This is a genomic window from Tropicimonas omnivorans (genome assembly GCF_031846565.1).
GTDB lineage: Bacteria > Pseudomonadota > Alphaproteobacteria > Rhodobacterales > Rhodobacteraceae > Tropicimonas_B > Tropicimonas_B omnivorans.
Window position 1 is genome coordinate 159350 of the sequence record NZ_JAVRHL010000003.1, and the last position, 13247, is coordinate 172596.

Genomic DNA, 13247 nt, shown 5'->3' on the forward strand with positions numbered 1-13247 from the left:
ACCTTTAACCGTTGGCGTTTATGCCTCTTGAACGGGCGCAGCCGCAGGGATACCTGCGCCTTCCGAAACAGGCCCGACACACTTCGATTTACAGGCGACCACCAGATGTCCTACGCGCTTCTCACCCCCCGCGCTCCGCGCGAAACGATCTCCATCCGCCCGTTCGTCATGGACGCCCTCGAAACCCTTCAATCCTGGCGCGATGCCGCCGTGACACGCAAGACCCTGCTTGCCCTGTCCGACGACGCTCTCGACGATATCGGCCTGACCCGTGGCCAGATCGAAGCGATGCCGCGCCGCGCGATCCGCAGCCTCTGAGGCCGAAGCGGCAGAGGCGGGCGCCGGGTGGGGGCAGCCCCAACCGCCCCGTCGCCGCGGCGGACGTCGCCTGATACGAAAAAGGCGTCGGATCATCGGATCCGGCGCCTTTTTCTTGTGCAAGCGGCGCCGGAGCGCCGGGCCCTGACCGTCCTCAGACCTTTTCGAGGCAGAGCGTCGCCCAGCCCGAGATCTCCCGCCGCGACCTGAGCTGCATCCCCGCCGCGTGATAGGCGTCGATGACCTCGTCGGCCTGCCGCAGGAGCAGGCCCGACAGAACGGCATGTCCGCCCGTATCGAGGGCGCCGGCGATGTCGGGGGCGAGATCGATCAGCGGTGCCTTGAGGATATTGGCGAGCACGAGGCGGTAGGGCGCATGGGCCGCGATGTCGGGATGGCCGAGGCCCGCCGCCTCGACGCAGGTCACGCGCTCCGAAAGCCCATTCGCCGCGAGGTTCGCTTTTGCCACCTCGACCGCGACCTCGTCGATGTCGGAGGCCACGACCGGCCCTTCGAGGACCCGCGCCGCCGCCATGGCCAGAACGGCCGTGCCGCAGCCGACATCGAGAACCGGCGTCCGCGCCGTGCCATCCTCGATCATCGCGTCCAGCGTCTCGAGGCAGCCGAGCGTCGTGCCGTGGTGCCCCGTGCCGAACGCCATCGCCGCCTCGATCAGCAGGGGTTCGCTCCCCTCCGGGACCTGGTCCGCATCGTGGCTGCCATAGACGAAGAAGCGCCCGCCCTTCACTGGCGTCAGCTCCCGCCGCACCTTGGCCACCCAGTCCGTCTGCGGCAGCTCGGACACCGCGAAGGGCTTCGCGCCGAACGCCGCGGCCAAGAGGGCAAGGCCGGTCTCGTCGGGTTCCTCGGTGAAGTAGCCGCCGATCTCCCACAGACCCGACCCGTCCTCCATCTCGAAGACGCCGACGCCGGTGGGCTCGGGGTCCAGCCGCTCCATCGCATCGCCGAGCGCCTCGGCCTGATCTTGTCCGGGCAGGGTGGTGAGGGCGGTATAGGTGGGCATCCGGGGGCTCCGCGGCTTTCAGGTTCACGCCGGGTAGGGGAGGGCACCCTCGGGGTCAAGCGGCCGGGAAGGGCGAGGGCGGCTGGACGCGCGGACGCAGGGCCGGCATGTAGGGCGCATGACACCCGACGAGATCCAGGCCCTCTTCACCCGCAGCGATGGCTCCTACCGGTTCGCCCGGTGGGGCCGTCCCGTCGCACCGGTGGTCTTCGGCACCGACGATGCGACACTCGGGGTCGTCAAGGGCGCCGCCGAGGCCGTGGCACGGCTGTCTGGCCGGACCCTCGCCGAGACGGATCCCGAGCTCGGCAGTAACCTGATGATGTTCTTCGTCTCCGGATGGGACGAGCTGGCGGATGTGCCGGACCTCGATCGCCTTGTGCCTGATCTGGACAGCCTCATTCCGCGGCTGGTGTCGGCCGAGGCCAATCAGTACCGCGTCTTCCGCTTCGACGCCGCCGGTGCCATCCGGGCCTGCTTCGCGTTCATCCGCATGGATGCGCATCTGGCGGAGCTGCCGGCCGAAACCATCGCGCTCGGCCAGGTCGTCCAGTCCGCTCTTCTCTGGTCGGACACGGCCTTTGCGGGGACCTCGCCCCTGGCGCGCACCGAGGACGGACACACGATCCTGCGGCCCGAGATCGCGGATGTGATCCGGGCGGCCTACGATCCCGTCATGCCGGACATGGCGGACGATCCGGCTCACGCCCTTCGTCTCTTTGCCCGGTTGCGAGCGGCAGGATGAGCGCGGCGCACCGTCTTCCCGTGACTGTCTGGTACGAGGATACGGACATGGGCGGCATCGTCTATCACGCCAATTACCTCAAGTTCGTCGAGCGCGGCCGCTCCGCATGGATCGCGAAGCTCGGCATCGACCAAGAGGCGCTGAGGCAGGCGGGCACCGTCTTCGCCGTCAGGCGGATAGAGGCGGATTACCTCGCTCCGGCCCGGTTCGCCGACGAACTGGTCGTGGAGACCCGCATCCGGAGCATCGGCCCCGCGCGTTGCGACATGGCCCAGAGCGTTCTGCGCGGGGAGACGATCCTCTTCGGCGCCCGTGTCACCCTCGTCGCCCTGGGCCCCTCCGGCCGACCGACGCGCCTTCCCGCCATGCTCCGGGATGCCCTGACCGGTGCCCCTTAAGCGGCTTCGGCGGTCGCGCAGATGCCCCGGGGCGAAGAGGGGATGGCGCCCGCCCGTCGGACCTCGCGGGCCGTTTTGAGCGGAATAACGCCATCGTGTTGGCATTCCTCGTGCAAAGCTTGTAAAAACAGGCCTAACAGTGCCACCGCCAGAGTGGCAAAGCAGAGCAGAGCAGGCAGATGGACCCCTCGACCCTTCAAGCGGCCTCCGAGATCGATTTTTCGTTCTGGGCGCTGTTCTTCCGCGCCACGATTACCGTCAAGCTGGTGATGCTGATGCTGATCGGCGCGTCCTTCTGGGCGTGGGCGATCATCATTCAGAAAATCATCGCGTTCCGCAAAGCCCGTGCCGAGCAGGCGGAGTTCGACCAGGCGTTCTGGTCTGGCGAGCCGCTGGACGAGCTTTACGAGCGCCTCGGCCCCGAACCGGCCGGCGCGTCGGAGCGCATCTTCGCCGCCGGCATGACCGAGTGGCAGCGCAGTCATCGCACCGACGGGCGGCTGATCCCCGGCGCCGAGAGCCGGATCGAGCGGTCGATGGATGTCGCCATCACCCGCGAATCCGAAAAGCTGAACTCCCAGCTCGGCTTCCTTGCGACGGTAGGATCCACCGCGCCCTTCATCGGTCTCTTCGGGACCGTGTTCGGCATCATGAACGCCTTCGTCGAGATCGCCGAGCAGCAGAACACCTCGCTTGCGGTCGTCGCGCCGGGCATCGCTGAGGCGCTCCTCGCCACCGGCCTCGGCCTTCTCGCGGCCATTCCGGCGGTCATCGCCTACAACAAGCTGAATGCCGATGCGGACCACCTGATCGGCGGCTACGAGGCCTTCTCGGACGAGTTCTCCACCATCCTCTCCCGGCAACTCGAGGCGGTCGCCTGACATGGGAGCCGGTGTCATCAAACCGGCCGGCGGCGGAGGCGGCCGGCGCCGCGGACGTCGCAGGGGTCGGGCCGGTGCGATGTCCGAGATCAACGTCACGCCCTTCGTGGACGTGATGCTGGTGCTCCTCATCGTCTTCATGGTGGCCGCGCCGCTCCTGACCGTGGGCGTGCCCGTCGAGCTTCCGAAAACCGCCGCCGAGGCGCTTCCGCAGGATCCCGAGGAGCCGCTGGCGGTGACGCTGACGGCCGATGGCGGGATCGCGATCCAGACCACCGAGGTCGCGGCGGACGAGCTGATCGGCCGGCTGCAGGGAATCGCCGCCGAGCGTGAGAACGACAAGATCTACCTCCGCGCCGACGGGGCCATTCCCTATGCCCGCGTGGTGGAGGTCATGGGCGCCCTGAACCGCGGCGGCTTCTCCAACATAGGCCTCGTGACCGAGACCGGCGGGCCCACCTTCGACGGCGGAGGCGGCTGAAACCCATGCGCAGGGGCGTCCAGATCTCCGGCGCAGGGCATCTCGCGCTCGCCGTCTGGCTGCTCGTGGGCGGCTGGCTTCCCGACCGTCGTCCGGACGAGGCGGATTTCACCGATGTGACCGTGGTCTCCGGCGAGGAATTCGCCGCGCTGGTCGCCGGCGGCGGCGCGCCCGATGCGCCCCAGGTGGGCGAGGAGCCCGCGGCTCCGGCCGCGCCGGACGAGGCCGCCGAGGCGCCTGAGGTGCCCGCGGCGGACACGTCGCCCGAGCCGCAGCCCGCCCCAGAGGCGACGCCGGCAGAAGATCCGGACCCGGCGCCCGATGTCAGCGGCGTCGCCGCGCCCCAGGCCGAGGTTCAGCCGGACGCCCCCGGACAGCAGCCCGCCCCCGACAGCCCCGACGGGGCCGCCGTGACCTTTGCCCCGGACGAGACGCCAGTGCCCCGCGAGGCGCCGCGTGTCGCGCCCCTCGCCGCGCCGGAGCCCGACGCCCAGGCGGAGGTGTCGGACACCGTTCAGGCCGCGGTCGATCCCGACGCCGAGGCGGAGGCCGAGACCCCCGTGGAAGAGGCGCAGGAGGCGACCGCTCCCGAGGAGGCGACGACCGAGACGGTGACGGAGGCGGACGAGCCGCAGGAGGCCGGAGAGGTCGTGGCCGCCCTCGCGCCCGCCGGCTCGCCGCGCCCCCGCACACGCCCTGCGCAGCCGGCCCCGACCCCCGAGCCGGAGCCCGAACCCGAACCCGAACCGGAGCAGGTTGCGGCGGCCGAACCCGAACCCGAGACGCAAACGCAGCCGGAACCCGCCGCCGATCCGATGGCCGACGCGATCGCCGATGCCGTGGCCGACGCCGTCACCGATTCCGCCCCTGCGCCGTCCCCGTCTCCGTCCGAGTATAGCGGCCCGCCGATGACCGCCGGCGAGAAGGACGCGCTTCGCGTGGCGGTGCAGCGCTGCTGGAACGTGGGCTCGCTCTCGACCGAGGCGCTTCGCACCACGGTGACCGTCCTCGTCACGATGAACGAGGATTCGACGCCCGACACGGGCACGATCCGCATGACCGACTTCTCCGGCGGCAGCGAAACGGCCGCCCGGCAGGCGTTCGAGGCGGCCCGCCGCGCGATCATCCGCTGCGGCGCGTCCGGCTTCTCCCTCCCGGCCGAGAAATACGGCGCCTGGGCGGAAATCGAAATGGTATTCAACCCCGACAACATGAGGGTCAGGTAATGGCCCCATCCCCTCTTCGCGTTCTTCGTTCGGCCCGCATCAGGAAAGGCCCGTCCATGACCCTCTCGCGACTTCTTGCCTCGCTCGCCATCACGGCTGCGCTGGCGATGCCGGGCCTTCCCGCTCCGGCCAACGCCCAGGGCGGTCCGCTCCGGATCGAGATCACCGAAGGCGTGATCGAGCCGCTCCCGGTCGCGATTCCGCCCTTCATCGCGGAGAGCCCGGCCGCCGAGCAACTGGCCGCGGACCTCACCCGCGTTGTGTCGGCGGACCTGACCGGCACCGGGCTCTTCCGCGAGATCCCGCAGAGCGCCTATATCTCCGGCGTCTCGGCGTTCGATCAGACGATCCAGTATGCCGACTGGAAGGCGATCAACGCGCAGGCGCTCGTCACGGGCGCGGTCAACGTGGATGGCGCCGGGAACGTCACGGTGAAGTTCCGCCTCTACGACGTCTTCTCCGAGGCGCAGCTCGGCGAGGGGCTTCAGCTCGACGGCGGATCGAATGCGTGGCGACGCCTCGCGCACAAGGTGGCCGACCAGGTCTATTCCCGGATCACGGGCGAGGGCGGCTATTTCGACAGCCGCGTCGTCTTCGTTTCCGAGGAAGGCCCGAAGGATGCCCGCCGCAAGCGCCTTGCCGTCATGGATTACGACGGTGCGAACGTGCAGTACCTGACGGACAGCGCGTCCATCGTGCTCGCGCCGCGCTTCTCGCCCTCCGGCGACCGCGTTCTCTACACCTCCTACGAAACCGGCCAGCCGGAAATCTTCCTGCTGAACGTGGGCTCGGTGCAGCGTCAGCAGATCCCGGTGCCGGGCGATGCGATGACCTTCTCGCCGCGCTTCTCGCCCTCCGGCGATTCGGTCGTCTTCTCGCTCAGCCAGGGCGGCAACACCGACATCTACGCAATGAATCTCGGTGGCGGTCAGCCGATCCGCCTGACGAGCACGCCCGCCATCGAGACGGCGCCCAGCTTCTCTCCGGACGGCTCGCAGATCGTATTCGAAAGCGATCGCTCCGGCAGTCAGCAGCTCTACATCATGTCCGCCTCCGGCGGCGAAGCGCGGCGGATCAGCTTCGGCCCGGGCCGCTACGGAACGCCCGTCTGGTCCCCGCAGGGCGATTACATCGCCTTCACCAAGCAGAACGAGGGCCGTTTCCACATCGGCGTGATGCGCACCGACGGCTCCGAGGAACGGCTGCTGACGGCCTCCTTCCTCGACGAGGGTCCGACCTGGGCGCCGAACGGGCGGGTCATCATGTTCACCCGCGAGAGTGCCGGTGCCGGCGGCACGGCGCAGCTTTTCTCGGTGGATATCTCGGGACGGAACCTCAAGCAGGTCTCCACGCCCGGCGCGGCGTCCGACCCGGCCTGGTCGCCGCTTCTGCCCTGACCAGGCGAAATGCCCCCGGCGGCGCCTAGGCGGCACCGGGGGGAGTTGTTAACGTGATCGGAACGCGGCCGCCGGCAAGACCCGGCGCCGCCCGATGATAGAAAAGAGAAGGAATACGGGATGGCGAGAACGGCGATCAAAGCGCTGGTGATCCTCAGCGCGCTCGGCCTCGGGGCCTGCCAGAACGCGGATCGCTTCGCGGACGGGACCATGGGCGGTGGCCCGGGCGGACCCGGCACCGTCGTCGATCCGCTGGCCGGCGGCGCGAACGATCCGACCTCCACGGCCTATTTCCAGCAGACGATCGGCGACCGGGTTCTCTTCCCGGTGGACCAGTCCTCGCTCACGGGCGAAGCGCGCAACACCCTGACGCAGCAGGCGCAGTGGATGCAGCGCAACCCCGAATACGCCGCCACCGTCGAGGGCCACGCGGACGAACAGGGCACGCGGGAATACAACCTCGCGCTCGGCGCGCGCCGCGCCAACTCGGTCCAGGAATACCTGATCAGCCAGGGCGTCGCCGGATCGCGCCTGCGGACGGTCTCCTACGGCAAGGAACGTCCCATCGAGGTGTGCTCGACCGAAGCCTGTTACAGCCGCAACCGCCGCTCAGTCACAGTGCTGAACGCGAGCGGCGGCGCGGGGTTCTGATCCGATGAAGCTCGCAGCCGCCCTCCTGCTCTCCGCGGCGCTCGCCCTTCCGGGGGCGAGCCACGCGCAACAGGCCGATGCCGAGACGCTGGCGGATCTCCGGCAGGAACTCTCGGTGCTCTTCGTCGAGTTCCAGCGCCTCCAGCGGGAGCTCTCCACCACCGGCGCCGCGGGCGGAGAGACCCTTCCGGCCTCCGTCCTCGAGCGGGTCGACGTGATGGAGCAGCAGCTCCAGAGCCTGACCTCCCGCGCCGAGGAGCTCCAGTTCCGGGTGGACCGCGTCGTCACGGACGGAACCAACCGCGTCGGGGACCTCGAATTCCGGATCTGCGAGCTGGAGCCCGGCTGCGACATCTCCGAGGTGGGCGAGACGTTGACCATCGGCGGCGGCGACATGCCGGCGACCGGCGGCGGCGCGCCCGCCTTCGGCGGCAACGCGATCGGGGCGGGGGACATCGCCTCACCGATCGACGGCGGCAGCGGGGCCGCGTCCGGCGCGGACAGTGGCGGCGCGCAGCTCGCCGTGGGTGAACAGCAGGATTTCGACCGGGCGAAGGAGGCCCTCGACTCCGGTAGCTTTCGCAGCGCCGCAGACCTCTTTGCGACCTTCACCCAAACCTATCCCGGCGGACCGCTGAACGCGCAGGCGAACTATTACCGTGGCGAGGCCCTCGCGGGCCTCGGCGACACGGCTCCGGCCGCGCGGGCCTATCTCGAGAGCTTCAGCGCGGATCCGGGCAGTTCCGTCGCGCCGCAGGCGCTTCTGAGCCTCGGCCAGAGCCTGTCCTCGCTGGGGCAGAACCAGGAAGCCTGCGTGACCCTCGGCGAAGTCGGAACGCGTTTTCCGGGCAGCGACGCGGCGGCAGAGGCGGCTTCGGCGCGCGACGCGGCCGGGTGCTTCTGAGCGTCATGGCCGTGGCGGTCTCGTGAGCCTCGACGAGAGGTTCGCGGCCGCCATGGCCGAGCTCGTGCCGGAGGAGCCGCGCGCCCTCGGCCTCTCGATCTCGGGCGGCGGCGATTCGACGGCGCTTCTGCACCTCGCCGCCGGTTGGGCCCAGGGCCGGGACATCTCCCTCTGGGTCCTGACCATCGATCACAACCTGCGCCCGGCCGCCCGCATCGAAGCGGCGGCGGTTGCGGCGCAGTCCCGCGACCTGGGCCTGCCACACGCCACCCTCCGCTGGGCCGGGTGGGACGGGCAGGGGAACCTGCAGGACGCCGCTCGCCGCGCGCGTCACGGTCTCATCGATCTCTGGCGGGGCGGAGTGCGGCACATCCTCACCGGCCACACGGCGGACGATCAGGCCGAGACGGTCCTTCTCAACCTCGCGCGGGGGTCGGGCGTCGATGGCCTTGCGGGCATGTCGGCCTCCTCACCGATTCGCCCGCCTCTCGCCGTGGAGCCCGTGGCCTCGAACGGAGAAGGGCCGCCGCCCGATCCCGGCCGGGCACCCGGATTCGTGATCCAGCGCCCGCTTCTGGCGATGCGGCGGGAAGAGCTTCGGGACTGGCTCCGCGAACGGGGACTGTCCTGGGCGGAAGACCCGTCCAACGACGACGACCGATTCGACCGCGTCCGCGCCCGCAAGCTCCTCGCGGCGGCGGCGCCTCTCGGCCTCGAGACCGGGGGGCTGACGGCGACCGCCGCGCGCATGGCACGGGCGAGGGCGGCGCTCGAGGCGCGGACCCGCGACGCGGCTATGGAGATCGCGGACGTCCAGTCGGGGGACGTCGTACTGGACCGGGACGGCCTTGCCGCGCTCGACGCCGAAACCCGGCTCCGCCTTCTGTCGCAAGCGCTCGTCTGGGTCTCGTCTGCCGATTATCGCCCCCGTGCCAAGGCCTTGGAGCAACTGGCGTCGGACGCGCTCGATGGCCGCCACGGCGCGCTTCACGGCTGCCTCCTTCGCGCAGGGCCGGAGCGGATCAGGATCCTGCGCGAAGAAGCCGCCGTTGCCGGCCACGTTCTGCCGGCCTCCACGGAGGGGCCGGTCGTCTGGGACAATCGCTGGCGCATCGGCCCCGCGCCCGAGCCGGATTTGCAGATCGGCCCACTGGGGGCGGACGGAGTGCGGGCGATCGGCGGCGCGCCCAAGGGCGGCCTGCCGCGGCTGTCGCTTCTCGCCTCACCGGCGCTTCGTCGGGCGGATGGCGAGCTTATCGCCGCACCTCTGCCCGGTTGGGGGGCAAAAACGCGCCTTTTCCTCGATCCGCCGTGGGGGGATTTCGCCTCATCCGCGATGTCGCATTGAACCGGCTGTCCCAATCCTTATCTTAGCGCCCATACGGAGCCGCCCCACTGGCGGGTCCGAAGGCAGATTGGAGCTCTCCTTTGGGTAACGCGCGCAACATCGCCTTCTGGGTCGTTCTGTTTCTCTTGATCCTGGCGCTGTTCAACCTCTTCTCCGGCGGTCAGTCGACGATGAACGCCCGCCAGCTCAGCTACACCGAATTCGTCCAAGCCGTGAACGACGGCGACGTGGATCAGGTGACGATCGACGGCGAACGCGTCCGCGTTCGCGGCAATGACGGGACGAACTACTCGACCGTCGTGCCCGAAGGGGTCGACATCACCAGCCTCACCGATCGCCTCGTCGACCAGGACGTCGAGATCGTGGGCGAGCCGCAGCAGCAGAACGGACTTCTGTCCTATATCGGAACGCTCCTGCCCTTCGTGATCCTGATCGGCATCTGGATCTTCCTGATGAACAGGATGCAGGGCGGCGGGCGCGGCGGCGCGATGGGCTTCGGCAAGTCCAAGGCCAAGCTGCTGACCGAGAAGCAGGGACGGGTGACCTTCGACGACGTCGCCGGCATCGACGAGGCGAAGGATGACCTCGAGGAAATCGTCGAGTTTCTGCGCAACCCGCAGAAGTTCTCCCGCCTCGGCGGCAAGATCCCGAAGGGCGCGCTTCTCGTCGGCCCTCCGGGGACCGGCAAGACGCTTCTGGCCCGCGCCGTTGCCGGCGAAGCAGGCGTGCCGTTCTTCACCATTTCCGGCTCCGACTTCGTGGAGATGTTCGTGGGCGTCGGCGCCAGCCGCGTCCGGGACATGTTCGAGCAGGCCAAGAAGAACGCCCCGTGCATCGTCTTCATCGACGAGATCGACGCGGTCGGCCGTTCCCGCGGTGTCGGCTACGGCGGCGGCAACGACGAGCGCGAGCAGACGCTCAACCAGCTCCTCGTCGAGATGGACGGGTTCGAGGCGAACGAGGGCATCATCATCGTCGCCGCGACCAACCGTCCGGACGTCCTCGATCCCGCCCTCCTGCGGCCCGGCCGCTTCGACCGTCAGGTCCAGGTGCCGAACCCGGACATCAAGGGGCGTGACAAGATCCTCGGTGTCCACGCCCGCAAGGTGCCGCTCGGCCCCGACGTGGACCTGCGGATCATCGCCCGCGGTACGCCCGGCTTCTCCGGCGCCGACCTTGCAAACCTCGTCAACGAAGCGGCGCTGATGGCCGCGCGCGTCGGACGGCGGTTCGTGACGATGGACGATTTCGAGAATGCCAAGGACAAGGTCATGATGGGGGCCGAACGGCGTTCCATGGTGATGACCGAGGACGAGAAGAAGCTGACCGCCTTCCACGAGGCAGGCCACGCCATCGTCGGCCTGAACGTCCCGCAGCATGATCCGATCCACAAGGCGACGATCATCCCGCGCGGGCGTGCGCTCGGGCTCGTCCTGTCGCTCCCGGAGCGCGACCAGCTTTCGGTCACCTACACCAAGTACAAGTCCAAGATCGCCATGGCGATGGGTGGCAAGGTGGCCGAGGAGCTCACGTTCGGAGCGGAGAACGTCACGTCCGGCGCCGCGTCGGACATCCAGCAGGTGTCCAAGATCGCCCGCGCGATGGTGACGCAGTTCGGCATGTCCAAGGATCTGGGCAACATCGACTACGCCAACGAGCAGCAGAGCTATCTCGGCTCCTATTCCGGGGGATCGAGCACCGGCCCCTCGACGCAGGAGCGGATCGATTCCGAGGTTCGCTCGATCGTGGACGAGGGCTACGAGACGGCGAAGCGCATCCTGACCGAGAAGTCCGAGGACCTGCGTCGTCTCGCCGAGGGTCTGCTCGAATACGAGACGCTGACCGGACCCGAGATCACGAAGGTGATCAATGGCGAGGCGCTGACCCGGGGCGATGACGACGATGCCGGAAGCGGCAACGCCCCCTCCGTCGCCTCGATCCCGAAGACCAAGCCGCGCCCGCGTCCCGATGCCGGCCTGGAGCCCGAGCCGACCAGCTGACACGGGTCTGACGGCCAGAGACGAAAAGACCCCCGCAGCCTGAACGGCGCGGGGGTCTTTTTTCGTGGCGATGCTGCTTCGGGCGGGGCGGCCGGATCTCGCCCCGCCTTTCTCCTCAGGTCAGGCGACGAGCGACGCGATATCCGTCACAGCGATCCCTTGCGCCTTCGCAACGGCCCCGTTGGTGACCCGCCCGGCATGGACGTTGAGCCCCGCGGCGAGGTGCGGATCGTCGGCGCAGGCCCGTTTCCAGCCCTTGTCCGCCAGAGCGAGCATGAAGGGCATCGTGGCGTTGCCGAGCGCGATGGTCGAGGTCCGGGCCACGGCGCCGGGCATGTTGGCAACGCAGTAATGCATGATGCCGTCCACCGCGTAGATCGGATCGTCGTGGGTCGTCGCGCGCGAGGTCTCCGCGCAGCCTCCCTGATCGATGGCGACATCCACGATGACGGAGCCCGGCTTCATCGCGGCGAGGTGCTCCCGGCGGATGACCTTCGGCGCCTCCGCTCCCGGGATCAGGACCGCGCCGATCACCATGTCCGCCGCCGACACCTCCTCCTCGATGGACTGCGCCGAAGCGTAACGGTTGCGGAAGGTGCCGCCGAACGCCTCGTCGAGCTGGCGCAGGCGGGGCAGGGAAAGATCGAGCACGGTCACGTCGGCGCCCATCCCGGCCGCGATCCGCGCCGCGTTCGTGCCGACGACACCGCCGCCGATCACGGCGATCCGCGCCGGCGTCACGCCCGGAACGCCGGCCATCAGGACGCCCCGGCCGCCATTGGCCTTCTGCAGCGTCCAGGCACCCATCTGCGGCGCGAGGCGGCCCGCGACCTCCGACATCGGCGCGAGGAGAGGCAGCCCGCCACGGCCATCCGTCACCGTTTCATAGGCGACGCAGGTGGCCCCCGACGCGACGAGATCCCGCGTCTGATCCGGATCCGGGGCGAGATGGAGATAGGTGAAGAGGACCTGCCCCTCGCGAAGCTGGGCCCGCTCGGACGCCTGCGGCTCTTTCACCTTCACGATCATCTCGGCGCTGGCGAAGATTTCCTCCGCGGTGTCCGCGATCCGGGCTCCTGCTGCGGTGTAATCCGCATCCTCGAACCCCGCGCCGGTCCCGGCGCCGCGCTCGATCAGGACCTCGTGGCCGCGCTGGACGGCCTCGCGCGCTGCCATTGGCGTGATGCCGACGCGATATTCCTGGTTCTTGATTTCCCTGGGCGACCCGATGCGCATGATCCTCTCCTTTCGCTCCTCCTGAGGGGAAGCGTAGCGGGCGAAGACTGACAAATGGCTGCGAAATGTGGAACACTATCGGAGCTGCGTGCACGAATCGTGTGCAAAAAGGCTTCTGAGCAAGAGAACTGTGCGATGACACCGCTCGACGACATCGATCGCCGTATCCTGAGGGAGCTTCAGCGGACGGGGCGGATCTCGAACGCGGAGCTCGGGGACGCCGTCGGCCTCTCCGCCTCCGCCTGCCATCGCCGCATCGCCCGACTGGAGGCGCAAGGGGTCATCCGGGGATACGCGGCGCTCCTCGATCGCACGCACCTGTCCCGGCGCACCACGGTCTTCGTGGAGATCACGCTGTCCGGTCAGGCCGTCGAGATCCTCGACGCCTTCGAGGCGGCTGTCGCCCGCATCCCGGACGTTCTGGAATGTCACCTGATGGCCGGCACCGCTGATTACCTGCTCAAGGTCGTCGTCGAAGACGCGGAGGCCTTCGCCGCCCTCCACCGGCGCCACCTTGCTCGCCTCCCCGGCGTGGCGCAGATGCAATCGAGCTTCTCGCTCCGCCGCGTGCGGGATACGACCGAACTGCCGGTCTGATGGGGGCGGCTCCGGCCGTGTCCGGGGCAGGGCGGTCCTCA

The 13247-nt window shown here is 69.2% G+C and carries 14 protein-coding genes; 12 read left to right on the forward strand and 2 right to left on the reverse strand.

The annotated features are described in order from the left end of the window. Positions 1-105: 105 nt before the first annotated feature. Positions 106-318, forward strand: a complete 213-nt coding sequence (locus RM543_RS11330; protein ID WP_311691680.1) for a DUF1127 domain-containing protein — start codon at positions 106-108, stop codon at positions 316-318. Positions 319-472: 154 nt separating this feature from the next. Here RM543_RS11330 and RM543_RS11335 read toward each other — a convergent pair whose 3' ends face one another. Beyond that, positions 473-1342: a 50S ribosomal protein L11 methyltransferase gene (locus RM543_RS11335; protein WP_311691682.1), complete on the reverse strand. Its 870-nt coding sequence runs from the start codon at positions 1340-1342 to the stop codon at positions 473-475. A 118-nt stretch (positions 1343-1460) separates the two neighbouring features. On the opposite strand from RM543_RS11335, the gene RM543_RS11340 reads away from it, so the two are divergent. The 10 genes from RM543_RS11340 (at position 1461) to ftsH (ending at position 11373) form a co-directional block, all read left to right on the forward strand. Continuing rightward, entirely contained in the window at positions 1461-2087 is a 627-nt protein-coding gene (locus tag RM543_RS11340; protein ID WP_311691684.1) for a hypothetical protein, read from the forward strand. Next, on the forward strand, positions 2084-2485 hold the full coding sequence (locus RM543_RS11345) for a YbgC/FadM family acyl-CoA thioesterase (RefSeq protein WP_311691686.1): 402 nt from the start codon (positions 2084-2086) through the stop codon (positions 2483-2485). Before RM543_RS11340 ends, RM543_RS11345 begins: the two co-directional genes overlap by 4 nt. Before the next feature lie 179 nt (positions 2486-2664). Continuing rightward, on the forward strand, positions 2665-3366 hold the full coding sequence (gene tolQ, locus RM543_RS11350) for a protein TolQ (protein ID WP_116084490.1): 702 nt from the start codon (positions 2665-2667) through the stop codon (positions 3364-3366). A 1-nt stretch (position 3367) separates the two neighbouring features. Then, on the forward strand, positions 3368-3847 hold the full coding sequence (gene tolR / locus RM543_RS11355; RefSeq protein ID WP_116084488.1) for a protein TolR: 480 nt from the start codon (positions 3368-3370) through the stop codon (positions 3845-3847). Between the two features lie 5 nt (positions 3848-3852). Continuing rightward, entirely contained in the window at positions 3853-5073 is a 1221-nt protein-coding gene (locus RM543_RS11360) for an energy transducer TonB (protein ID WP_311691689.1), read from the forward strand. A 56-nt stretch (positions 5074-5129) separates the two neighbouring features. Continuing rightward, on the forward strand, positions 5130-6470 hold the full coding sequence (gene tolB, locus RM543_RS11365; protein ID WP_311691691.1) for a Tol-Pal system beta propeller repeat protein TolB: 1341 nt from the start codon (positions 5130-5132) through the stop codon (positions 6468-6470). Positions 6471-6590: 120 nt separating this feature from the next. Then, on the forward strand, positions 6591-7121 hold the full coding sequence (gene pal / locus RM543_RS11370; RefSeq protein WP_311691693.1) for a peptidoglycan-associated lipoprotein Pal: 531 nt from the start codon (positions 6591-6593) through the stop codon (positions 7119-7121). A 4-nt stretch (positions 7122-7125) separates the two neighbouring features. After that, positions 7126-8025, forward strand: coding sequence for a tol-pal system protein YbgF (gene ybgF, locus RM543_RS11375; RefSeq protein ID WP_311691695.1), 900 nt, complete (start codon positions 7126-7128; stop codon positions 8023-8025). Between the two features lie 22 nt (positions 8026-8047). Continuing rightward, positions 8048-9373, forward strand: a complete 1326-nt coding sequence (gene tilS / locus RM543_RS11380; RefSeq protein WP_311691697.1) for a tRNA lysidine(34) synthetase TilS — start codon at positions 8048-8050, stop codon at positions 9371-9373. Positions 9374-9453: 80 nt separating this feature from the next. Continuing rightward, on the forward strand, positions 9454-11373 hold the full coding sequence (ftsH, locus tag RM543_RS11385; RefSeq protein WP_311691699.1) for an ATP-dependent zinc metalloprotease FtsH: 1920 nt from the start codon (positions 9454-9456) through the stop codon (positions 11371-11373). Between the two features lie 120 nt (positions 11374-11493). Here ftsH and ald read toward each other — a convergent pair whose 3' ends face one another. Beyond that, positions 11494-12609 carry an alanine dehydrogenase gene (gene ald, locus RM543_RS11390; protein ID WP_311691701.1) on the reverse strand — a complete coding sequence of 372 codons (1116 nt, stop codon included), beginning with the start codon at positions 12607-12609 and terminating at the stop codon, positions 11494-11496. Between the two features lie 135 nt (positions 12610-12744). Between ald and RM543_RS11395 the strand changes: the two genes are divergently transcribed. Next, positions 12745-13206: an Lrp/AsnC family transcriptional regulator gene (locus RM543_RS11395; RefSeq protein WP_311691703.1), complete on the forward strand. Its 462-nt coding sequence runs from the start codon at positions 12745-12747 to the stop codon at positions 13204-13206. Positions 13207-13247: the final 41 nt, after the last annotated feature.